Annotated in this window: 23 protein-coding genes; 19 read left to right on the forward strand and 4 right to left on the reverse strand. The window is 39.7% G+C overall.

The genetic code is table 11. From position 1 onward, the window contains the following. The first annotated feature begins 15 nt into the window (after nt 1-15). The 6 genes from thiE (at nt 16) to JQM81_RS09780 (ending at nt 4,544) form a co-directional block, all read left to right on the forward strand. Complete coding sequence (gene thiE / locus JQM81_RS09755) at nt 16-660, forward strand: thiamine phosphate synthase (protein ID WP_235233343.1); 645 nt, start codon at nt 16-18, stop codon at nt 658-660. Next, nucleotides 654-1,316, forward strand: coding sequence for an HAD family hydrolase (locus JQM81_RS09760; protein WP_235233345.1), 663 nt, complete (start codon nt 654-656; stop codon nt 1,314-1,316). Before thiE ends, JQM81_RS09760 begins: the two co-directional genes overlap by 7 nt. 112 nt (nt 1,317-1,428) lie before the next feature. After that, nucleotides 1,429-2,244 (forward strand): bifunctional hydroxymethylpyrimidine kinase/phosphomethylpyrimidine kinase, encoded by an 816-nt coding sequence (gene thiD / locus JQM81_RS09765; protein WP_235233347.1) that lies wholly within the window; start codon nt 1,429-1,431, stop codon nt 2,242-2,244. 1 nt (nt 2,245) lies between these two features. Continuing rightward, entirely contained in the window at nt 2,246-3,424 is a 1,179-nt protein-coding gene (cytX, locus tag JQM81_RS09770; protein ID WP_235233348.1) for a putative hydroxymethylpyrimidine transporter CytX, read from the forward strand. 99 nt (nt 3,425-3,523) lie between these two features. Further along, nucleotides 3,524-3,844 (forward strand): MGMT family protein, encoded by a 321-nt coding sequence (locus JQM81_RS09775; protein ID WP_235233350.1) that lies wholly within the window; start codon nt 3,524-3,526, stop codon nt 3,842-3,844. Nucleotides 3,845-3,962: 118 nt separating this feature from the next. Further along, nucleotides 3,963-4,544 carry a DUF3841 domain-containing protein gene (locus JQM81_RS09780; protein ID WP_235233351.1) on the forward strand — a complete coding sequence of 194 codons (582 nt, stop codon included), beginning with the start codon at nt 3,963-3,965 and terminating at the stop codon, nt 4,542-4,544. On the opposite strand, the gene JQM81_RS09785 is transcribed toward JQM81_RS09780, so the two are convergent. Continuing rightward, nucleotides 4,541-5,599 carry an acyltransferase family protein gene (locus tag JQM81_RS09785; protein ID WP_235233352.1) on the reverse strand — a complete coding sequence of 353 codons (1,059 nt, stop codon included), beginning with the start codon at nt 5,597-5,599 and terminating at the stop codon, nt 4,541-4,543. The genes JQM81_RS09780 and JQM81_RS09785 overlap by 4 nt on opposite strands. 150 nt (nt 5,600-5,749) lie before the next feature. Then, nucleotides 5,750-6,841 carry a hypothetical protein gene (locus JQM81_RS09790; protein ID WP_235233354.1) on the reverse strand — a complete coding sequence of 364 codons (1,092 nt, stop codon included), beginning with the start codon at nt 6,839-6,841 and terminating at the stop codon, nt 5,750-5,752. Nucleotides 6,842-7,007: 166 nt separating this feature from the next. Between JQM81_RS09790 and JQM81_RS09795 the strand changes: the two genes are divergently transcribed. The 6 genes from JQM81_RS09795 (at nt 7,008) to glmM (ending at nt 13,343) form a co-directional block, all read left to right on the forward strand. Then, the gene (locus tag JQM81_RS09795; RefSeq protein ID WP_235233355.1) at nt 7,008-7,721 is read left to right on the forward strand and encodes an IMP cyclohydrolase; all 714 of its coding nucleotides are present in this window, start codon (nt 7,008-7,010) and stop codon (nt 7,719-7,721) included. 10 nt (nt 7,722-7,731) lie between these two features. Continuing rightward, a complete protein-coding gene (locus tag JQM81_RS09800; protein ID WP_235233357.1) occupies nt 7,732-8,910 on the forward strand; it encodes a phosphoribosylaminoimidazolecarboxamide formyltransferase in 1,179 nt (392 codons plus the stop codon). A gap of 213 nt (nt 8,911-9,123) precedes the next feature. Further along, nucleotides 9,124-9,702 carry a manganese efflux pump MntP family protein gene (locus JQM81_RS09805; protein WP_235233358.1) on the forward strand — a complete coding sequence of 193 codons (579 nt, stop codon included), beginning with the start codon at nt 9,124-9,126 and terminating at the stop codon, nt 9,700-9,702. 48 nt (nt 9,703-9,750) lie between these two features. Beyond that, nucleotides 9,751-11,154: a radical SAM protein gene (locus tag JQM81_RS09810; RefSeq protein ID WP_235233360.1), complete on the forward strand. Its 1,404-nt coding sequence runs from the start codon at nt 9,751-9,753 to the stop codon at nt 11,152-11,154. Between the two features lie 88 nt (nt 11,155-11,242). After that, complete coding sequence (locus JQM81_RS09815; protein ID WP_235233362.1) at nt 11,243-11,824, forward strand: TetR family transcriptional regulator; 582 nt, start codon at nt 11,243-11,245, stop codon at nt 11,822-11,824. 172 nt (nt 11,825-11,996) lie between these two features. After that, entirely contained in the window at nt 11,997-13,343 is a 1,347-nt protein-coding gene (gene glmM, locus JQM81_RS09820; protein WP_235233367.1) for a phosphoglucosamine mutase, read from the forward strand. Nucleotides 13,344-13,370: 27 nt separating this feature from the next. On the opposite strand, the gene JQM81_RS09825 is transcribed toward glmM, so the two are convergent. After that, nucleotides 13,371-14,213, reverse strand: coding sequence for a YitT family protein (locus JQM81_RS09825; RefSeq protein ID WP_235233370.1), 843 nt, complete (start codon nt 14,211-14,213; stop codon nt 13,371-13,373). 137 nt (nt 14,214-14,350) lie between these two features. On the opposite strand from JQM81_RS09825, the gene JQM81_RS09830 reads away from it, so the two are divergent. The 7 genes from JQM81_RS09830 (at nt 14,351) to JQM81_RS09860 (ending at nt 20,776) form a co-directional block, all read left to right on the forward strand. Then, the gene (locus JQM81_RS09830; protein ID WP_235233371.1) at nt 14,351-15,466 is read left to right on the forward strand and encodes a 4-hydroxybutyrate dehydrogenase; all 1,116 of its coding nucleotides are present in this window, start codon (nt 14,351-14,353) and stop codon (nt 15,464-15,466) included. A gap of 73 nt (nt 15,467-15,539) precedes the next feature. Beyond that, nucleotides 15,540-16,835 (forward strand): phosphopyruvate hydratase, encoded by a 1,296-nt coding sequence (eno, locus tag JQM81_RS09835; protein ID WP_235233373.1) that lies wholly within the window; start codon nt 15,540-15,542, stop codon nt 16,833-16,835. A 138-nt stretch (nt 16,836-16,973) separates the two neighbouring features. Then, complete coding sequence (secG, locus tag JQM81_RS09840) at nt 16,974-17,216, forward strand: preprotein translocase subunit SecG (protein ID WP_235233375.1); 243 nt, start codon at nt 16,974-16,976, stop codon at nt 17,214-17,216. 122 nt (nt 17,217-17,338) lie between these two features. Further along, a complete protein-coding gene (gene rnr / locus JQM81_RS09845; RefSeq protein WP_235233376.1) occupies nt 17,339-19,498 on the forward strand; it encodes a ribonuclease R in 2,160 nt (719 codons plus the stop codon). Further along, nucleotides 19,479-19,946: an SsrA-binding protein SmpB gene (smpB, locus tag JQM81_RS09850; protein ID WP_235233378.1), complete on the forward strand. Its 468-nt coding sequence runs from the start codon at nt 19,479-19,481 to the stop codon at nt 19,944-19,946. The genes rnr and smpB overlap by 20 nt, the downstream gene beginning before the upstream one ends. Nucleotides 19,947-19,964: 18 nt before the next feature. After that, the gene (locus JQM81_RS09855) at nt 19,965-20,204 is read left to right on the forward strand and encodes a hypothetical protein (RefSeq protein ID WP_235233380.1); all 240 of its coding nucleotides are present in this window, start codon (nt 19,965-19,967) and stop codon (nt 20,202-20,204) included. Between the two features lie 26 nt (nt 20,205-20,230). Beyond that, entirely contained in the window at nt 20,231-20,776 is a 546-nt protein-coding gene (locus tag JQM81_RS09860; RefSeq protein ID WP_235233381.1) for a DUF4870 domain-containing protein, read from the forward strand. Between the two features lie 134 nt (nt 20,777-20,910). Here the strand turns inward: JQM81_RS09860 and JQM81_RS09865 are convergent, their stop codons facing one another. Next, entirely contained in the window at nt 20,911-21,333 is a 423-nt protein-coding gene (locus tag JQM81_RS09865; protein WP_235233382.1) for an Hsp20/alpha crystallin family protein, read from the reverse strand. Nucleotides 21,334-21,588: the final 255 nt, after the last annotated feature.

Below are 21,588 nucleotides of genomic sequence, written 5' to 3' on the forward strand. Positions count from 1 at the left end.
AGAGGAGACATCCAGATGAACTGTAAAAAAGAAGATATGTTGTTATATGCTATTACAGATCGTAGCTGGCTTGATGGGAAGACATTATACAGCCAGGTCGAACAGGCGCTGGAAGGCGGCGTTACTTTTCTGCAATTAAGGGAAAAGGAGTTGGATGAAGAGCATTTTCTGGAAGAAGCCAGAGAAATAAAAGAATTATGCAGGAGATATCATGTTCCATTCGTCATCAATGACAATGTGGATATTGCAGCTGCTGTGGATGCAGATGGGGTCCATGTGGGGCAGAGTGATATGGAGGCTGGAAATGTCCGTGAAAAACTTGGCCCTGATAAGATCATCGGAGTGACAGCCAAGACGGTGGAACAGGCGTTGCTTGCTGAGAAGAGAGGAGCCGATTACCTGGGAGTGGGTGCGGTGTTTCACACGGATTCGAAGGCAGATGCCAAGGGAATCAGCCATAAAACATTAAAAGCAATCTGTGACGCCGTAAAGATACCGGTGGTGGCAATTGGAGGAATCAGTAAGGACAATGTATTACAGCTTGCTGGAAATGGAGCAAGTGGAATCGCAGTCATTAGCGCCATATTTGCACAGAAGGATATAAAAAACGCAACAATAGAATTAAAAAAGTTAACCAAAGAAATGGTGGAATCATGTTAAAAGGAATCATTTTTGATGTGGATGGAACACTCCTGGATTCAATGGAGATCTGGCAGGATGTAGGCGTGCGTTATCTTGAGAAGCAAGGAGTGAAACCAGAACCAGGACTGAGCGAGATATTGTTTCCCCTTGGAATTGAAGAAGGCGCAGTATATTTAAAAGAGCATTATCATTTAGAGCAAAGCGTAGATCAGATGATTGCAGGAGTGCTGGATACAGTGCGAGATTTTTATTATAATGAAGTTCAGTTAAAGCCCGGTGTGACAGACTATCTGGCGAGCCTGTACCAGAAGGGCATATCGATGGTCGTGGCAACATCCAGTGAAAGAGAACTGGTGGAGGCAGCATTCAGGCGACTGAATATAACGAATTACATTGAGAAAATATTTACCTGTTCGGAAGTCGGAGCAGGAAAGAATCGTCCCGTTATCTATCAGAAGGCCAGTGAATATCTGGAGGCAGGACCCGAGGAGATCTGTGTATTTGAGGATGTGCTTCACGCACTTGAGACGGCAAAAAGAGCAGGCTTTCACACGGTAGGCGTGTATGACAGATTTAGTGCGGATGATAATGAAAAGATCCAAGAGACGGCAGAGCTTTATCTGGAAGATATGACGGAAGTTGACAGATTCTGGAAATATGCATCTGGGATATGAATAAAAAGATGGAAATGAATTTCAGATGCTTACTTCAGCGGCAAATTGGGGGCACCACCTTATGTCGCTATAAAAAATTAATGCTATCAAAAGAAGAAAGGAAGAATGAGAGATGAGAACAGCATTAACAATCGCTGGCAGTGATTCCAGCGGAGGCGCCGGTATTCAGGCGGATATTAAGACAATGATCAGTAACGGCGTATACGCTATGAGCGCAATTACAGCTTTAACAGCGCAGAATACAACTGGCGTGACCGGAATTATGGAGGTGACTCCTGAATTTTTAGCAGAGCAGTTAGATAATATATTTACCGATATCTATCCCAATGCAGTGAAGATCGGCATGGTATCAGCGAGTCCATTGATTACGACGATTGCTGACAAATTAAAAGAATATAAGGCTGAGAATATAGTGGTGGATCCGGTCATGGTCGCGACCAGTGGCGCAAAACTAATTAGTGATGATGCAATTGCTACATTAAAAGAATGTTTGCTGCCGATGGCGTGCGTTCTGACTCCGAATATCCCGGAAGCAGAGGTTCTGTCCGGTATGTCCGTGAAATCAGAAGAAGATATGATTGAGGCAGCCAAAGTGATCAGTGAGACTTATCATTGTGCAGTGTTGTGTAAAGGCGGTCATCAGCTGAATGATGCTAATGACCTGTTATATCGCGACGGCGCTTATAAATGGTTCTATGGCAAACGAATTGACAATCCGAATACCCATGGTACCGGATGTACACTTTCCAGTGCAATTGCTTCGAACCTTGCAAAAGGATTCGATCTGGATACTTCGGTGGAACGTGCCAAAGCATATATTTCCGGGGCACTTGGCGCAATGCTTGACCTTGGCAAAGGCAGCGGTCCAATGAACCACGCATTTAATCTGACCGGAGAATATGCAAAAACTGCGGAGGAGGTACGATAGTATGGAAGAAAAACGTACTTCTATCTTTGAAAATGGGATGATCTGGTTTGGTGCAGGTGTTTCCATTGCAGAGATTCTGACAGGTACTTATCTGGCGCCGCTTGGATTTGGACGAGGTCTGGCGGCGATTATCGTCGGACATATCATCGGATGTCTCATGTTATTCCTGGCCGGAGTAATCGGCGGAAAAGCCAGAAAGAGTGCTATGGAAACAGTGAAAATGAGCTTTGGACAGAAAGGAAGTCTTTTGTTCTCTGTGTTAAATGTGCTTCAGCTTGTGGGATGGACCGCAATTATGATATATGATGGAGCCCTGGCGGCAGACGGGATTATGAGTACCGGCAGATGGATCTGGTGTCTGATTATCGGAGCATTGATTGTGCTCTGGATCATGATTGGAATTACCAATCTTGGCAAGGTAAATGTGATTGCCATGACAGCATTATTTATCCTGACACTGATCTTATGCAAAGTTATCTTCTTTGACAGCGGTGCTGTAGGCATGGCGGCAGATGAAAGTATGACATTCGGAGCTGCTGTAGAATTGTCGGTAGCAATGCCGTTATCCTGGCTTCCGTTGATCAGTGATTATACCAGAGAAGCGAAAGAACCAGTCAAAGCAACAGCAGCCAGTGCCATTGTGTATGGAATTGTGAGTTGTTGGATGTATGTCATTGGAATGGGTGCGGCAATCTATACCGGAGAATATGACATTGCACAGATTATGCTGAAGGCAGGACTTGGCGCAGCAGGACTTCTGATCATTATCTTTTCCACAGTTACTACAACATTTCTGGATGCGTATTCTGCCGGAATTTCCAGTGAGTCCATTGTATCAAAATGGAATGGAAAGCATGTGGCAGTTGCAGTGACGGTTATCGGAACGGCTGCAGCAATCGTATATCCGATGGATAATATTACTGATTTCTTGTATCTGATTGGTTCTGTATTTGCACCGATGATTGCCATTCAGATTGCAGATTTCTTTATTTTGAGGAAAGATCATAGCGTGAGCATGGTAAATGTACCGAATATGGCAGTGTGGGTCATTGGTTTTCTTGCATATCGAGTTCTCATGAATGTTGATATGATAGTGGGAAATACACTGCCGGATATGATCATTACGATCATCCTTTGCCTGATTGTAAACAAGATTATAAATTCTGTTTCTAAATCATAGATTTTTATTGCCCGACCATGATATTTGTAGAACATGATGAGGTATTTCAGGAGAAGACTGCAACAAAGATAATCAAGTTGTGAGAGATGGTATGTAGAGATGGAGAATCAGAACACATTTGAAAAAATCTATGATATTGTCCGTCAGATTCCCAGGGGAACAGTGGCTTCTTACGGACAGATCGCGGAATTGGCAGGAAATCGCCGCTGGTCCCGAGTAGTGGGATATGCTTTACACGCGGTCCCTTTCGAGAGTGATATACCCTGTCACCGCGTTGTGACAAAGGAAGGGAGAACTTCCAGGGCATTTGGAGGAACCGATGGAAGCCTCCAAAAAGAGCTCCTGGAGGCTGAAGGGGTAGAATTCATTGATGGGCATGTGGATATGAAGAACTATCAGTGGACAAAGAGAAGAGTTTGAAGGGTGATGAACAAGAAGTTACAGTAGCGATCGCAAGGTTTGGCTTGACAAAAAAGGAAGAAATAGTAAGAATAAACTTATAATTCACAGGAAGAGAGGTTCATGTATGGGGCAGGAGATGATTAGACTTTATACCCGGCAGAATGATAAGACGTTATATCAATTGGAAAGGGATGGAAGAATCATTAATCAAAGAGTGTATGTAGAGATGCATTTTGGGGATATCGCACCACTTTTTATGGAGAGTTATGACTGGTTTACGAAAGAAGCGGCAAAAAGAGTGCCCAAGCCGGATGATGTACAGGCACCAATCTGGTGCTCTATCAGTGAAGAGAACTGTCTGAGACCGATTCCTGGAACGGTGGTTTATGTTCTGGAGGTCCCTAAAGAGCAGGTAATGTATTTTGACGATGTGAAATGGGATTATGTGCTGAATCGTATCTATCTTCCGAAGGATGAGGAAGATGCGGCTGCTTATAAGCAGCATCTGAAAGATCTTGGAGTTGCGAATGGGTTTGAGTTCATTGAAGGCAGATATAAAGGAATGTATCCGGAAGAAGAACAGCGGATAAGAGAAAGTTGGAAGAGATGTTTTGAGATTGATAATTGGACTATTTTTAACGTGTGTGGCAATCTCTGGGAGATTCGAAAAGAATGGGTAAAAAAGATTGTCAGGCCAGGAGAAACAATCGCAGATTAGTGGGCTAATCTGCGATTGCTGTATCTATACACATGTTCCGGTAATATAATATTGTAATCGGTTAGATGTGCCATAAAATCCCTCAGATGCAAGTTGGAAATTGTATTGGTAAAAGTAGTCAACTGTGAGGAAGATAAAGCTATCGTTAGTAAAATACAAAAAAGAATCAGTAAAATAGATTCAAAAAGTGTGTTTACATTTTGCAGGATGTTAGTGCATCCTTTCAAATAAGAATAAATTAATCCGTGGAACAAATAAACTGCCATGGTGCGTGTGCCAATATAAGAATATTGATTTTTCTTTTCAGATATTAAAAGTGCAATTGCAAAAGTCATTCCAAATCCAATTGCGTAACAAATCATTCGACAGAGAATTCCTTCCAGGGAACCCTGTCCAAGATAATTGTAATTGTATCTTCCGTAAAAAATCTTTGGTGACAGATTCTTGTGCAATGGTTCTAATATTAGAAAAGAGGTAAAAGCAATAATACCAGTCAATGCCAGAAACTGGTTCTTACGGTTACGAAGTCTTGTTAGAATATCGCGGTCGAATAAAGTCCCAGCCAGGAAAAAAGGGAAGAAAACCAGAACTCTTGGAATGCTTAAAAAATTATCTGGAATGCTGGAACATCCGATAAGAAGCCCGGCTGTAACAGAAAGCATCATGTAGTGTGGAAGCTTCTTAACATAAGGAGTGAGCAGGCGCCAGATAAAGAGAGCCAGAATATACCACAAAGAGAATTTTGGGTACATTAGATAAAGTCTGGTTGATTTATGGATAATTATAATATACAAAAGATAATAAATTAGTTCATATACAATGTAAGGAATTACCAGTTTGCGAAATAGCGTTTTAAAAGAGAGTTCTCTTTTGGAAAAGTATCCTGATATAAAGATAAAAGCTGGCATGTGAAAGGATACAATCAGCCATTTTAATGTATATAAAAATGAGTTATATTCATAGCTTTGTTCAATAAAATGTCCGATAACGACTAATACAATTAAAAAAACTTTATAATTATCGAACAGATAATCTCGTTGTTTTGTTGTTTTCATATTTAGTCCCCTGTTCATGAATTTTTAAAATGTCGTTTTTAACTTCATACATTTTAACTCAGGCAAAAGCAGGGAACAAGAAGTAAAGTATATAAAAAAATTCAAAAAATATTTACAAATTTGTTACATTTTATTAAGCAGATCAGAATTTTACTCTGGTAAAGGAAGTATTGTAGCTGCCAGATTGGATAATTCAGAATCATCATTTCCTGCATTTAGTAAGGAATTCATATTAATTGGAACATTTAAGACGGTTTCTGTACCATAATCAGGCGATGCACTATATTTTTCCATTGCCTGTACAAGACCCAAAGAAGCTTCGTCAATGGAATAATAGGTTCCTTGTTCGAATTCCTGAAAAGCGTTGAGCAGACTATTGTTGGGAATTACGGTAACATCTACTGTGTAGCTATAGATTCCGGATTCTTTTTGAGGAATGCCTACGGTGTATTGACATTGCTTCATAATTCCTTTTAAAGCTTCCTGATATCTGGACACATATGCAAAACTTAAGTCTGAAGGAGAATCAAAAACATCTGATTCATACCATGCGAGAGCTTCTTCTTCAGTACGGCCAGTATGTTTGGCAAATTGTACAACATCACCTTTAAAAGATGCGTCAAGGTAAGCAGTAAGAAAATCCTGCGCATCAAATAATTCACAGACAATGTTGTATGGTTCCATATATACATAGAGCGCCTGAGACAAAAATGTAAACATACTGTCTTCATCAATGGAATATCCGTCAGCATTTTGGGTCAGCTTTACGGTGGATATAATCTCATCATTATAAACTGGAGAATCAGCAAGTATCTTACAGTCCTCTTTTAATACAGAAGAAACTGCCTCTGTAAGACTGGAACTTTCCAGAGAAGAGGTCAGCTCAGTATTTTTGGAACTTAATGTTTCTCCAATATTGACAGGGGTATAAGTAATCTGGACAGAATAGCTTCCGTCATCATTTTCTTTGGCTTTGGCCACTTCAAACTGGATTGTCTGAAAAGAGGATTGCAGGAATTCGAGATAAGGTTCTTTTAACTCTTCAGGGAACTGCAATACATAGGTTTCGTTACTTTTTGCAATCCCATCATCCAGAAGGGAAGCAAAACTTTCGGGGGCAGAATTTTTCATAGTAGTGATCTGTTCGCCAACATATTGATCAGCTGTATCTTTACTTTTACATCCTGAAAGCAGTATTGCCAATAGAATGCAAAAAAGAATAGATAATTTTGAATTTCTCATAAAAATATTCCTTCCTTTTAGAATTGTCTGATTATAGACATTGTATCATTATAATTTAAGCGCTTCAATAGAAGGGCTAAGAAGTTTGAAATATGACTGGAAAAAAGGTCGTATATTATATATAATAGAATAACAGTTCAAAACCAACGAAAAAGGAGATGTATTCATGGAAATGTTATCAATCGAGAAAGAATTACAGGGAAATTCTTATCCTGGACGTGGAATTATCATTGGAAGAAGTGCAGACGGAACTAAGGCTGTGACTGCTTATTTTATTATGGGAAGAAGTGAGAATAGCCGTAACCGTATTTTTGTTGAAGAAGGAGAGGGAATCCGCACACAAGCGTTTGATCCGTCAAAACTTACCGATCCAAGTCTGATTATCTATGCACCTGTTCGTGTGCTTGGCAATAAGACGATCGTAACGAATGGAGATCAGACGGATACGATCTATGAAGGTATGGATAAGCAGATGACATTTGAGCAGTCATTGAGAAGCCGTGAGTTTGAACCGGACGGACCGAATTACACACCAAGAATTTCAGGTATCATGCATATTGAAAAGGGTAACTATAATTATGCGATGTCCATTTTAAAGAGTAATAATGGTAATCCAGACAGCTGTAATCGTTATACATTTGCATATGAGAATCCAGCAGCAGGAGAAGGTCATTTCATCCATACATACAAGTGCGATGGCAACCCATTGCCAAGTTTTGAAGGAGAACCGAAGCTGATTGCAATTCCAGATGATATGAATGCATTTACAGAGATGTTGTGGAACAGCTTAAATGAAGATAATAAAGTTTCCCTTTTTGTGCGTTATATTGATATCGCAACAGGAACTTACGAGACAAAGATTGTAAATAAGAACCAGTAAGGAGGATAACATGAAAGAATTAGAGTTAAAGTATGGCTGTAATCCGAATCAGAAGCCGTCAAAGATTTATATGGCAGATGGAAGTGACCTTCCAATTCAGGTGTTGAACGGGCGCCCGGGTTATATTAATTTTTTAGATGCATTCAACGGCTGGCAATTGGTCAGTGAATTGAAAAAAGCGACTGGACTTCCGGCAGCAACGTCTTTTAAGCACGTATCACCAGCAGGGGCGGCGGTTGGACTTCCTCTTTCAGATACATTGGCAAAAATTTACTGGGTAGATGATCTCGGAGAATTATCTCCTCTGGCATCTGCATATGCAAGGGCAAGAGGTGCAGACCGTATGTCTTCATTTGGCGATTTTATTTCTCTGTCAGATGTCTGTGATGTAGATACTGCAAGACTGATTAAAAGAGAAGTGTCTGATGGTGTGATCGCGCCTGGTTATGAACCGGAAGCATTGGAGATCCTGAAGCAGAAAAAGAATGGAAATTACAATGTGATTCAGATCGATCCAGATTATGAACCGGAACCGTTGGAACACAAAGATGTATTTGGAATTACATTTGAGCAGGGAAGAAATGAACTGAAGATTGATGATGCATTTCTCGCAAATATCGTAACAGAGAATAAAGAGCTGACTGAGCAGGCTAAGATTGATCTGGCGATTTCTATGATTACATTGAAATATACACAGTCTAATTCTGTATGTTATGTAAAAGACGGACAGGCGATCGGTATCGGAGCAGGACAGCAATCCAGAATTCATTGTACTCGTCTGGCAGGCCAGAAAGCAGATAACTGGTGGCTAAGACAGTCTCCACAGGTTATGAATCTTCCATTTGTTGATTCTATCAGACGTGCTGACAGAGATAACGCTATTGATCTGTATATCGGAGAAGATTATATGGATGTACTTGCAGATGATGCATGGCCGAATATCTTCAAAGAGAAACCAGAAGTATTTACAAGAGAAGCCAAGAGAGAATGGTTAGATAAGATGACAGACGTTTCTCTTGGATCTGATGCGTTCTTCCCGTTCGGGGATAACATTGAGCGTGCGCATAAAAGTGGTGTGAAATATATTGCACAGCCAGGCGGCTCTGTGAGGGACGATAATGTTATTGATACATGTAATAAATATGGAATGGTGATGTCATTTACCGGACTTCGTCTGTTCCATCATTAAAAAAATAAAAATGGGGACGTAGTATTTTTGCAAAATACTACGTCCCCATTTTCATTTTACGGTGTACCCAAATGAAAAGAGGGGTGTACCTTTTTGATATGTTTTCGCTACAAATCTTCAAAATTGTAGCATTCTTAAAACGTTCTCAATTCTTTGTAGATTCAATTTTTCGACATTTCCCGATAAAATATCATCTAAAGGAAGGTGATGCGAATGTCCGTTGTAGAGATTTTGCTGGTCTCAGTGGGACTGTCTATTGATGCATTTGTGGCAGTTGCCTATATCGGTGCGGGATTTTCCAAGATTCAAATAAAAAATATGGTGGGGTTATGTTTTTTATTTGGAGGGATGCAGCTTGGAACGTTATTGATTGGCAATCTGATTACATTGCTTCCGATGTTCTCGTGGGCGCATGCGCAAGATATGGCTGACAGTTGGGAGGGACTTACGGTTCTGATCTTCGCAGGACTCGGCATATACATGATCTGTAAGGGCATAAAACGGGAGAATGTACTGGAAAGGCGTCAGGATACTATTGACTGGAAGACAACAACGATTTTGTCAGCACTTACCAGTATAGATGCTTTTTTTGCAGGAGTTGGATTAGGATTTTTGGATACAGAGATGATTTGTCAGGCACTTACATTATTTCCGGTAACTGTATTAGAAGTAATATTCGGAATTATTGTTGGTTATCGGTTGGGATTAAAGCATAATCGTCATGCTTACTGGATCGGAGGTGCATTGTTATTAATCTCTAGTGCAGATGTGATGTTGCACTATTATGTTTAATCGGATGTTTTATATCATTTTGATGGAAAAATAAAGGAGGAATTTATTATGGGTACATTAACACACAAAGCTGCAAGAAGTGCTTATGGAGCTGCTATTGATCTGGCTTTAAAGCATGTTAACAAAGACAGAGAAAAAGGATTGTTGCAGATTGTAGATCTGACAGAACGGTATATGGGAGATAATTTTTCGACGGAGAGTTATGAGGCAGCTCGCCGGTTGATTCGCAATCCAGAGAATAAGTGGATGAAGTATGTTGATCGGGCCTTGGATGAACTTGATTCTCATGTAATTCGGCAGACTGCACTGAATCTGGGGTATGAAGCAGCTTTTCATGGGACGAAAACGATTCGTGAGATGAGAAAGAAATATGATTGCAATATCCCATGGTTGATCTTAATGGATCCAACCAGCGCCTGCAATCTTCACTGTACTGGCTGCTGGGCGGCAGAATATGGCAATAAGTTGAATCTTACATACGACGAGCTTGATAGTGTTATTACACAGGGGAAAGAATTAGGAATCTATTTCTATATGTATACAGGTGGGGAACCTTTGATCAGAAAAAATGACATTATAAAGCTGTGTGAGAAACATAACGATTGCGCATTTCATGCATTTACCAATGCGACACTGGTAGATGATGCGTTTTGCGAAGAGATGAAGAGAGTTGGAAACCTGTCTTTATCCATCAGTCTGGAAGGATTTGAAGAAGTGAATGATTTGAGACGTGGCGCAGGAGTATATGATAAAGTTATGCATGCGATGGATTTGTTGAAAAAGCATGGACAGATCTTCGGAACATCTATCTGCTATACAAGCAAAAATATAGAAACCGTAACTTCCGACGAATTTTTAGATTTGATTATTGAAAAGGGTTGCCGTTTTACCTGGTATTTTCATTATATGCCGGTAGGAAATGAAGCAGCAGTTGAGTTACTTCCTACAAAAGAACAGCGAGAATACATGTACCACAGAGTTCGGGAAATCCGTTCGATGGAGGGTGGAAAACCAATATATGCTATGGATTTCCAGAACGATGGAGAATTTGTTGGAGGATGTATTGCCGGTGGAAGAAATTATTGCCACATCAATCCGAATGGTGACGTAGAACCGTGTGTATTTATCCATTACTCAGGGGCTAATATTAGAGAGGTGTCTTTATTGGATGCTTTAAAACAGCCATTGTTCATGGCATACCGAGATAACCAGCCATTTAATAACAATCATCTGAGACCGTGTCCAATGCTTGAGAATCCGGAGATATTGCAAAGGATGGTAAAAGAAACAGGGGCAAAATCAAAAGATCTACAATCACCGGAATCTGCAGAACACCTTTGTGGAAAATGTCTGGAATATGCACAGAACTGGAAAGAATCTGCAGACAGAATATGGGAAGAACATCCATATCATAGAGAAGGATACCAGAATTATAAATCTGGAAATAAGTAAAAACATCAAATCTTCTCCAGAGAAGTTCACTTGCTTCCAAGAGATGTAATGTGCTACAATATCCAATAATAAAAATTAAGGTGATAAAATGGAACGTAAGAGCGAGATGACAAAAGCTTTGCTTGGTGAAAAATTTAAAAAATTAGTTATCGAAAAGTCTTTTGAAAAGATAACGATTAAGATGATCACCGATGAAGCCGGCGTTATCAGGCCAACATTTTATAATTATTTTCAGGATAAATATGAAGTAATGGAATGGCTTCTCTGGGAAGATGTATTCAAAAGTGTGACAGAACTCGTTAATATGGATATGGACAAAGAAGCTCTGAAAATGCTTTTTCGAAAATTCGAGATAGACAAAGAGTATTATGAAAAAGTGTTTACTATAAGTGGCCAGAACTCTTTTGAAGAGATGTTATATAATCAGATTTATGATCTGGCAAAAAGAATGTTGGCAGAGCATCCGGTAAAAATCGAAGACCGTTCCCAGATTATAAATGAAGAAATATTTACAAAATTTCAGGCAATCACATTGATGAATGGAATTAAAAGCTGGATACTATACTCTGGGAATCAGATATCAGCGGATGATGCTTTGAAATTCTATGAATTTCTTATGACACATTCGTTACTTGATATTGTGGAAGATGGAGAAAAAGTGATCAAATAGGTACACCACATTTTTCAAATAGGGACGTAGTAAAATGCAATTTTACTACGTCCCTATTTGAAAAATGTGGTTGTATCTTATATCAAAAAACTATATAATAATAAAGATATATGTGATGATTGTGCAAAAAAAATGGTAAATAAGCCAAAATTCATAAAGGAGAAGATTTATTATGGGTAAATATTTTGGAACGGATGGGTTCCGTGGGGAAGCAAATGAGGTCTTGACGGTTGAACATGCATTTAAGGTGGGAAGATTTCTTGGATGGTATTATGGTCAGGATCATAAAGCAAAGGTAGTGATTGGTAAGGATACAAGAAGAAGCAGTTATATGTTTGAGTATGCGCTTGTTGCAGGTATCACGGCGTCTGGTGCTAATGCATATTTATTGCATGTAACTACAACACCAAGTGTATCATACGTGACGAGGACTGATAATTTTGACTGTGGTATTATGATTTCTGCAAGTCATAATCCGTTTTATGATAATGGAATTAAGGTTATTAATGGAAAGGGACACAAGCTGGAAGCTGAAGTGGAAGAGAAGATTGAGGCATACATTGACGGTGAGATAGGGGAACTTCCGTTGGCTAAGAAGGAAGATATTGGCCGTACCGTTGATTATGCAGCCGGAAGAAATCGTTATATTGGATATCTGATATCTCTGGCAACACGTTCTTTTGAGGATATGAAGGTTGGTCTGGATTGTTCTAACGGAAGCGCATTTGCCATTGCAAAGAGTGTCTATGATGCATTGGGGGCTAAGACATATGTGATTAACTGTGAACCGGATGGAACGAACATTAATACCAATTGTGGTTCTACGCATATTGAAGTATTGCAGCAGCATGTGAAAGACAATCATCTGGATGTTGGATTTGCGTATGACGGAGATGCGGACAGATGTATCGCAGTCGATGAAAATGGAAATGTCATTGACGGAGACCTGATCCTGTATATTTGTGGAAAATATATGAAAGAAAATGGGCGTCTGAATGGCGATACGATTGTGACTACGATCATGTCTAATCTGGGCTTATATAAAGCTTGTGATAAAGTTGGATTAAAATATGAAAAAACGGCTGTCGGCGATAAATATGTATATGAAAATATGGTTCGTAATAATTTCTCACTTGGTGGAGAACAGTCTGGACATATTATCTTTAGTAAGCATGCGACAACAGGAGATGGAATCCTGACATCTCTTATGCTCATGGAAGTAATGCTGGAGAAAAAGCAAAGCCTGGCAAAACTTGCAGAAGAAGTTAAGATATATCCGCAGTTATTGAAAAATGTCCGTGTGGCTGATAAGAAGACTGCCAGAGAGAATCCTGCAGTGATCGAAGCTGTCAACGCAGTGTCAGAAGCTTTAGGTGACGATGGACGTATTCTGGTAAGAGAAAGTGGTACAGAGCCTGTGATTCGTGTTATGGTTGAGGCGGCTACAGATGAGTTATGTGAGAAATATGTAGACCAGGTGATTGAAGTGATTAAAGCAGAAGGCCTGATTGTTGAATAAAGTTTTCTGAATACAAAGGGTTCCACTCTAGATTGAGTGGAACCCTTTTCCTATGATCTCACTGGTATTTGATATCAATAAAAATGCATCTGGAGAATTCTCCTTGATAAAATTACGAAGTTTTATAGCTTCCATCCGGTTTAATGCCGTAAGCAAAATGTATTTATCTTCGCCGGAAAATGCACCTTGAGCCAATACAATAGTTGCACTTCGGTTAAGATCATCTCTGATAAAATCACAGATTGGTTTCGGATTGGAACAGACAACGTTAAAATACTTGGAAAGATTCAGACTTTCGATAAAACCATCAATCATAAAAGAACGAAGTGCCAATCCCAGGAAAGAATATAATCCTGTCTCTATATCGAAGACAAAACAACCAGCTAATGTAACGATAAAATCAGTAGCAAGCAATGCTTTTCCGATATCCATGCTGGTGTATTTCTTCATAATCATAGCAACAATATCCGTTCCACCGCTGGAAGCACCAATGTTGAATAATACTGCAGAGCCAATAGAAGGAAGTGCGATTGCAAATGCAAGTTCCAAGATTGGCTGATCAGTTAATGGATGGGACATAGGATAGATGCGTTCTAATGCCGATAAAGTTACAGATAATAAAATACTGCTATATGCTGTTTTAGCTGCAAACTTTTTCCCCAGGATAATAAAGCCAATCAGCAATAGAATCATGTTGGCGATAAAAGAAAAATCACCGGCAGAAATTGGGCATAATCTGGCGACTAAGACTGCGAGACCTGTAATACCGCCAAAAGTAAAGTTGTTGGCAAATTTAAAGAAATAGATGCCAACTGCCATAACCAGTGTACTCAGAGTTAATAAAACAAAGTTTTTCAGTTGTGATTTCATAATACATTCCCCAATTATATTATTTATTAAAGGATCACCCTTGATACCACACCGATTGTAACGCTCAGGTATAGAAAAGTCAATGAAAGAATGCTATATTATACCTAGAAATCATAATAGGAAATGAGGAGAGAAGATTGAAAGTTTTTCAACAAAAATCAAAAATTCAAAAATTTGCAGATGCGGAAGAATTTGTGAGGGAATATCAGATTGGAAAGGGTGATTTTGTTCTGGCAAGTCGGCATATATATGAGACTTATTTTGCTCCATTAAAGATTGAAGCACATGTGGAGTATAAGAGTAAATATGGAGCCGGAGAACCGACAGATGTTATGATAGATGGTCTTCTTCAAGATTTTGCAAGAACTGAGTGTACACGAATTGTTGCAATTGGCGGCGGTGCAGTCATAGATATGGCAAAGATCTTGGTTTTAGGTGGGAATTATAGAGCAGAAGAAATATTTCAGCGCAAAGTACCGCTTCAAAAAGTTCGCCCATTGATTGCAGTTCCAACAACCTGTGGAGCAGGATCGGAAGTGTCCAATGTATCGATTACGGAATTAACCAGCCTGCATACGAAGCTGGGCTTGGCGGTTGATGAGATTTACGCAGATGATGCAGTGCTGATACCGGAACTTTTAAGAGAATTGCCATATCCATTTTTTGCAACCAGCGCGATTGATGCATTTATTCATGCGATTGAATCTTATGTGTCTCCGAAAGCAAACTTATATACAGAAATGTTCAGTATGAAAGCCATGGAGATGATTATAGATGGATTTCGTAAAATTGTTGAAAATGGACCGGAATATCGATGGAATCTTCTGGATGAATTCCTGACAGCAAGTAATCTGGCTGGAATTGCATTTGGAAATGCTGGTACCGGAGCAGTACATGCCATGTCGTATCCATTAAGTGGTGTATATCATGTGACACACGGCGAAGCAAATTACCAGTTCTTAACAGCCGTATTTGCAGTGTATCAGGAGCTGAAACCAGAAGGAAAGATCCAGGGACTGAATCATTTCTTGGGCAAGCTTTTGGATTGTGAGGAAAGACAGGTCTATACAGAATTAGAAAAACTTCTGGATAAAATTATTTCCAGAAAGCAGTTACATGAATATGGCATGACAGAGGATGAAATCGAAAGCTTTGCCAAGAGTGTTGAAGCAAGTCAGCAGCGTCTGTTGAATCAGAGTTATGTAAAGCTGTCTTGGCAGCAGATGGCAGAAATATACAAAAAATTGTACTAATTATATGAAGGAAATCCCGCATTATAAATCCGGAATTGGCAAATAATATTTCCCAAAAAGGAGGAAATGTCTCATGTATAAATATTTGCCAATTACGGATGTATACGCAAGAGAAATATTAGATTCTCGTGGAAATCCTACGATAGAAGTAGAAGTACTTGCGGAAGATGAGTATTGGGGATGTGCCAGTGTTCCTTCTGGCGCTTCGACCGGACAGTTTGAAGCTGTAGAATTAAGAGATCGTGAGGATAGATACGGAGGACTTGGTGTTGAACGTGCAGTGGATCATGTGAATGCACGGATTGCCCCTGAAATTATAGGAATGAATGTATTAGATCAGGCAGCTATCGATACAATCCTTATTCAATTAGACGGAACGGAAAATAAGTCGAATCTGGGGGCCAATGCTATGCTTGGAGTGTCCATGGCAGTTGCAAGGGCAGCGGCATCTGCACTGCGTCAGCCATTATATGCGCATCTTGGAGGGACGAATGCCAAACGGATGCCGGTTCCGATGATGAACATTATGAATGGAGGAAAACATGCCGATAACACGATTGATATTCAGGAGTTCATGATTATGCCTGCCGGTGCAGTCTGTTTTCGGGAAGGCCTTCGAATGTGTGCAGAAATCTATCATACATTAAAAAAGTTGTTGAAAGAACAAGGCTACAGCACTGCAGTCGGAGACGAAGGTGGATTTGCACCGAATCTTCCAGATGCCAGAGAAGCGTTGCACTTTATTACAGATGCAATCAAAAGATCCGGATATAGACCAGGAGAAGAAGTTGTAATTGCACTTGATGTAGCTGCTTCAGAATTATATGACAAAAGATTTAAAAAATATGTATTCGAAGGCGAAGGAAAGATGAAGAACAAAAAGATTGTTCGTTCGGTTGAAGAACTCATCGATTTTTACGCAGACCTGGCAGAAGAATTTCCCATTGTATCTATTGAAGATCCATTGGATGAAGAGGATTGGGAAGGGTGGGAATTACTAACGACAAGACTCGGGTTAGACCTTCAGTTAGTCGGTGATGACCTCTTTGTCACCAATACCCATCGCTTGAAAAAAGGAATTAAACGAGAAGTAGCCAATGCGATTCTCATAAAAGTCAACCAGATTGGTACTCTGACAGAAGCTTTTGACGCAATTGAAATGGCAAAAAACGCCGGATACAAGACTATCATATCCCATCGCTCCGGCGAGACAGCAGATCCAATGATCGCAGATATCGCAGTAGCATTTAATGCAGGACAGATTAAGACAGGAGCTCCGTGCAGATCCGAACGAGTAGAAAAATACAATCAATTATTGCGAATCGAAGAACGGCTTGGCGATGTCGCCGAGTATGAAAATCCATTTTAGTGTCAAAAAGGTACACCACATTTTTCAATTGGGGACGTAGTAAAATTTAATTTTACTACGTCCCCAATTGAATTTTCCTTGCCATTTTGTCTTCCTTATGCTAGAATAAGTATGGTTTATCCGCAGGAGGTGTAGAAAGTGGAGATTTTAAAAACGGTATTAATGATTATATTTGCAATAGACTGTATCGCATTGACGGCAATCGTATTAATGCAGGAAGGTAAATCAGCTGGGCTTGGAACAATCAGTGGTATGGCAGATTCTTATTGGGGTCAGAACAAAGGTCGTTCTATGGAAGGTGCGCTGGTGAAGTCTACGAAGTTCCTTGCGATCCTGTTTGTTGTATTGGCAGCAGTGTTGAATTTAAAAGTATTTGCATAAGATAAGGCATATTTTTATGAGAATGGTGGGACACTCCTGTATGGGAGTGTCTCTTTGTGTATATTTGATGAAAGTGACATCGTTTCTTGTGGAAATATTCTTAAATGGAGGACTTGTAAGAGATGGACAAGACATTTGAAAAGCGAAAAAAGGTAATCTATGATTTGATCTGTGATGATTTATATGTGCCTATGAAGTTCAAAGAACTTGCAATGCTTCTGCAGGTTTCCAAAGATCAGAGAGATGCTCTGCGGGAGGTATTGGAATCTTTGGAGGAGGATGGAAAAATCTATCTTTCTAAGAAGGGCAAATATTGCAAAGGAGAGGCGAAACGTCTGACTGGAATCTATCGCGCGAGCCTGAAAGAATTTGGATTTGTTGTAATTGAAGGTGAGGATTCAGATATATATATTGATGAGGAACATGTAAATGGTGCATTTGATGGCGATGAGGTAGAAGTCGTAATTACAAAGGAGCCACAGGGAAGAAGCCGGGAGGGTAAGATTGTAAGGGTTGTATCCAGAGGCTTGACAAAGATTGTCGGACTGTATCAGATGAAGGCGAACAAGAATTATGGATTTGTGATACCAGATAATCAGAGATTCGCGCAGGATATCTTCATCCCGGTTGAAAAATCAAAAGGTGCAGTGGATGGTCATAAAGTAGTAGTGGAATTGACTTCATATGGTGAACAAGGACGCAAGCCTGAAGGAAAAGTAATAGAGATTATAGGACATGTCAATGATCCGGGAACAGACATTATGTCTATTGTAAAAGGGTATGATCTGCCAGTAGAATTTTCAGAAAAAATTTTAAATCAGGCTGAGCGTGTGGCAAAGGACGTTAGCGAGGCTGATATGGCTGGCCGTAAGGATATCCGGGACTGGCAGATGGTGACGATTGACGGAGAAGATGCGAAAGATCTGGATGATGCTGTCTCGATTGAACGTGATGGTGACAATTATATCCTGGGGGTTCATATTGCAGATGTGTCGAATTATGTACAGGAAAATAGTTCGATTGACCGGGAGGCTTTGGAACGTGGAACGAGTGTATATCTTGTGGATCGTGTCATTCCTATGCTTCCACATAAGCTTTCGAATGGAATCTGTTCGCTGAATGCGGGAGAAGATCGTCTGGCGCTTAGCTGCATCATGACAGTGAACCCGAAGGGGGTTGTAATCGATCATGAGATTGCAGAGACGGTTATCCATGTCGATGAAAGAATGACTTACACAAGTGTCAAAAAGATTCTTGTAGACAGAGATGCAAAAGAATGCGAACGGTATCGTACTTTGATTCCCATGTTTGAATTGATGAAGGAATTGTCAGGAATTCTCCGGGAACGCAGAAAACAAAGAGGATCTATTGACTTTGATTTCCCAGAGACAAAGATGGTATTAGATGAAAATGGAAGACCAGTTGAGATAAAGCCATATGACCGCAATGTGGCGACAAAGATTATTGAAGACTTCATGCTGCTTGCAAATGAGACTGTCGCCGAAGATTATTATTGGCAGGAACTTCCTTTTGTGTATCGTACACATGAAGCACCGGATGAAGAGAAGATTCGTGCTTTGGCAATATTTATTAATAATTTCGGCTATTCAATGCATGTTGGTGTAAATGAAATCAGACCGAAAGAAATTCAAAAGTTGCTTGCAAAAGTAGAAGATACACCAGAGGAGGCGTTGATCAGCCGTCTGGCACTCCGTTCTATGAAGCAGGCCAAATATACACCGGAGAACACCGGACATTTTGGACTGGCAGCTAATTATTATACTCATTTTACCTCTCCGATTCGCCGATATCCGGATCTGCAGATTCATAGAATCATTAAGGATAATCTGCGGGGAAGGATGAATGAGAAGAAGATGGAACATTATCATCAGATCCTTCCTGACGTGACAAAGCATTCCAGCGAGATGGAGAGAAGAGCAGATGAGGCGGAGAGAGAGACGGTTAAATTAAAGAAAGTTGAATATATGCAGCAACATATCGGTGAGATCTTTGAAGGAGTCATATCCAGTATTACAAAATGGGGAATGTATGTGGAACTTCCGAATACTGTAGAAGGTCTGGTGCATGTTGCGAATATGACAGATGATCATTATGAATATTTCGAAGATCGTCATGAAATGGCAGGTGTGCATACGCATAAGGCATATAAATTAGGACAGCAGGTGACCGTTCGGGTGATTGATACGGACAGACTGCTCCGAACGATAGATTTTGAATTAGCAGATGAAGGAGATATGGAAGATGGCGAAGACGAATGGTAAGATGATAGCTAACAACAAAAAGGCATATCATGATTATTTTATATTAGATACTTATGAAGCCGGCATTTCTCTGCACGGCACAGAGGTGAAGTCCTTACGTATGGGGAAATGCAGTATTAAGGAATCATTTATCCGAATTGAAGATGGGGAAGTCTTTATCTATGGTATGCACATCAGTCCTTATGAAAAAGGAAATATATTTAATAAAGATCCATTGCGTGTCCGAAAACTTCTTCTTCATAAGTCAGAGATTAATAAATTACTCGGAAAGACAAAAGAAAAAGGGGTAGCAATCGTACCGCTAAAGGTGTATTTTAAAGGTAGTTTAGTGAAAATAGAGATTGGTCTTGCCAAAGGTAAGAAATTATATGATAAACGCCAGGACATTGCAAAAAAAGACCAGCAAAGAGAAGCGCAGCGGGATTTTAAAGTGCGTAACTTTGGATAGCAAAGCAAGGAGGGAAACATGGTACCAATAAAAAAAGAAGATTTAAGAAAACTGGTGACACAGACGACGGTAGAAATGTATGAAGAATTAACGCCACAGTTAATTCAGCTGATCGATCAGACGAAGCATGATGATACATTGACAGAAGCGCAGAAACAAGATGAGATATCTTTACATATGTTGGGTTATGTAAAATCCTGTACAAATGAGATTATTATTGAAGTTCTGGCGGAGATACTGGGACTGGAAGATGAATAATTCACAGGAAAGAGAGGAAAATTAGAATGGCATATTGTGTAAAATGTGGTGCGAAGGTGGATGATGACATCCGATTCTGTCCGCAGTGTGGGGCAGAGATCCCTCGGCAGACAAGCCAGGAACAACAGTATACATATGGTCAGCAGACGGGCCAGGAACAACAGTATACATATGGTCAGCAGACAGATCAAAAACAACAGTATACATATGATACGGAAGAGTATTTTGATCCGCAGGAAGTACGCGGAAATAAAGGGATGGGTATACTCTCCTATTTTGGAATCCTGGTATTAATCCCATTGTTAGCCGGAGATAAGCGTTCGCAGTATGTAAGATTCCACGCAAACCAAGGACTGGTTTTATTCCTTGTTTCGTCTATTATAGATCTTTTAGATGGAGATTGGGTGTGGGGATTGCATTCTGTCATCAACTTTGGAGAAAGCATCTTTTCGTGGGCATTTGATATCTTAAGTTTTGCATGTTTTATCCTGATGATTATGGGCATTGTTGCTGCATGTAAAGGACAGAAAAAAGAATTACCTTTGATAGGAAAGATTAAAATATTAAAATGATTTTATATAAATGAAGCAGTTGTCAGGTTGACAGCTGCTTCATTTATATATGAGATTTATAAGATAGGATCATCTATATAAGAAAGGGAATAATTCCCTGACAACGTGGGACCTGGTCCCTTTATAATTAAAGATTACTCAATGGTAATCAATTTTGGCTGTTCTTCCTGTCTCTGTACTTCCTTCGGGAATGTCAGATGAAGGACCCCGTCTTTGAATGCGGCTTTAATGTCTTCTTGGCTGATCTCGTCACCTACATAGAAGCTTCTGTTGCAAGTGCCGGTGTAGCGTTCTTTGTGGATGCATTTTCCTTTTGCATCTTTTTCTTCTTTTGTCTCATTTTTATGAGCTGTAATGGTAAGGTAACCATCCTTTAAATCAGCTTTGATGTCTTCTTTGGCATATCCTGGAAGTTCCATTGCGATCATGTAGTTCCCGTCTTTTTCATGAATATCTGTCTTCATGATCTGTGTAGAAGTACGGTCATATGAAGTGGTGAAAAATGGATCATTGAACATGTCATCAATTAAATTAAATCCTCTGTTTGTAAGTAACATAAGTCATTCCTCCTTAAATATATGCCTGACCGGTGAAAAGATATCCGTTTTGGTTTTATACGAAATCACCGGTGGTATTTTGCTTTGTTTTATTTGTTATAGTTATTATATAACATATATTGTTAGCAGTGTCAATAGGTGAGTGCTAATTTTTTATAATTTTTAAATTTATGATACCAAGGACAAAAGATCTAAACCCATATGAGCTTGCTCATAGGTGGGGCGTTTGATTCCCAACATCATTTTATTTGAGAT

This window comes from Faecalicatena contorta (assembly GCF_021531895.1).
GTDB lineage: Bacteria > Bacillota > Clostridia > Lachnospirales > Lachnospiraceae > JAFBIX01.

Excerpts from the sequence above, each read along its gene's own strand:
- thiE (WP_235233343.1), top strand. The coding sequence starts at position 16 with ATGAACTGTAAAAAAGAAGATATGTTGTTATATGCTATTACAGATCGT.
- JQM81_RS09760 (WP_235233345.1), top strand. The coding sequence starts at position 654 with ATGTTAAAAGGAATCATTTTTGATGTGGATGGAACACTCCTGGATTCA.
- thiD (WP_235233347.1), top strand. The coding sequence starts at position 1,429 with ATGAGAACAGCATTAACAATCGCTGGCAGTGATTCCAGCGGAGGCGCC.
- cytX (WP_235233348.1), top strand. The coding sequence starts at position 2,246 with ATGGAAGAAAAACGTACTTCTATCTTTGAAAATGGGATGATCTGGTTT.
- JQM81_RS09775 (WP_235233350.1), top strand. The coding sequence starts at position 3,524 with ATGGAGAATCAGAACACATTTGAAAAAATCTATGATATTGTCCGTCAG.
- JQM81_RS09780 (WP_235233351.1), top strand. The coding sequence starts at position 3,963 with ATGATTAGACTTTATACCCGGCAGAATGATAAGACGTTATATCAATTG.
- JQM81_RS09785 (WP_235233352.1), bottom strand. The coding sequence starts at position 5,599 with ATGAAAACAACAAAACAACGAGATTATCTGTTCGATAATTATAAAGTT.
- JQM81_RS09790 (WP_235233354.1), bottom strand. The coding sequence starts at position 6,841 with ATGAGAAATTCAAAATTATCTATTCTTTTTTGCATTCTATTGGCAATA.
- JQM81_RS09795 (WP_235233355.1), top strand. The coding sequence starts at position 7,008 with ATGGAAATGTTATCAATCGAGAAAGAATTACAGGGAAATTCTTATCCT.
- JQM81_RS09800 (WP_235233357.1), top strand. The coding sequence starts at position 7,732 with ATGAAAGAATTAGAGTTAAAGTATGGCTGTAATCCGAATCAGAAGCCG.
- JQM81_RS09805 (WP_235233358.1), top strand. The coding sequence starts at position 9,124 with ATGTCCGTTGTAGAGATTTTGCTGGTCTCAGTGGGACTGTCTATTGAT.
- JQM81_RS09810 (WP_235233360.1), top strand. The coding sequence starts at position 9,751 with ATGGGTACATTAACACACAAAGCTGCAAGAAGTGCTTATGGAGCTGCT.
- JQM81_RS09815 (WP_235233362.1), top strand. The coding sequence starts at position 11,243 with ATGGAACGTAAGAGCGAGATGACAAAAGCTTTGCTTGGTGAAAAATTT.
- glmM (WP_235233367.1), top strand. The coding sequence starts at position 11,997 with ATGGGTAAATATTTTGGAACGGATGGGTTCCGTGGGGAAGCAAATGAG.
- JQM81_RS09825 (WP_235233370.1), bottom strand. The coding sequence starts at position 14,213 with ATGAAATCACAACTGAAAAACTTTGTTTTATTAACTCTGAGTACACTG.
- eno (WP_235233373.1), top strand. The coding sequence starts at position 15,540 with ATGTATAAATATTTGCCAATTACGGATGTATACGCAAGAGAAATATTA.
- rnr (WP_235233376.1), top strand. The coding sequence starts at position 17,339 with ATGGACAAGACATTTGAAAAGCGAAAAAAGGTAATCTATGATTTGATC.
- smpB (WP_235233378.1), top strand. The coding sequence starts at position 19,479 with ATGGCGAAGACGAATGGTAAGATGATAGCTAACAACAAAAAGGCATAT.
- JQM81_RS09855 (WP_235233380.1), top strand. The coding sequence starts at position 19,965 with ATGGTACCAATAAAAAAAGAAGATTTAAGAAAACTGGTGACACAGACG.
- JQM81_RS09860 (WP_235233381.1), top strand. The coding sequence starts at position 20,231 with ATGGCATATTGTGTAAAATGTGGTGCGAAGGTGGATGATGACATCCGA.
- JQM81_RS09865 (WP_235233382.1), bottom strand. The coding sequence starts at position 21,333 with ATGTTACTTACAAACAGAGGATTTAATTTAATTGATGACATGTTCAAT.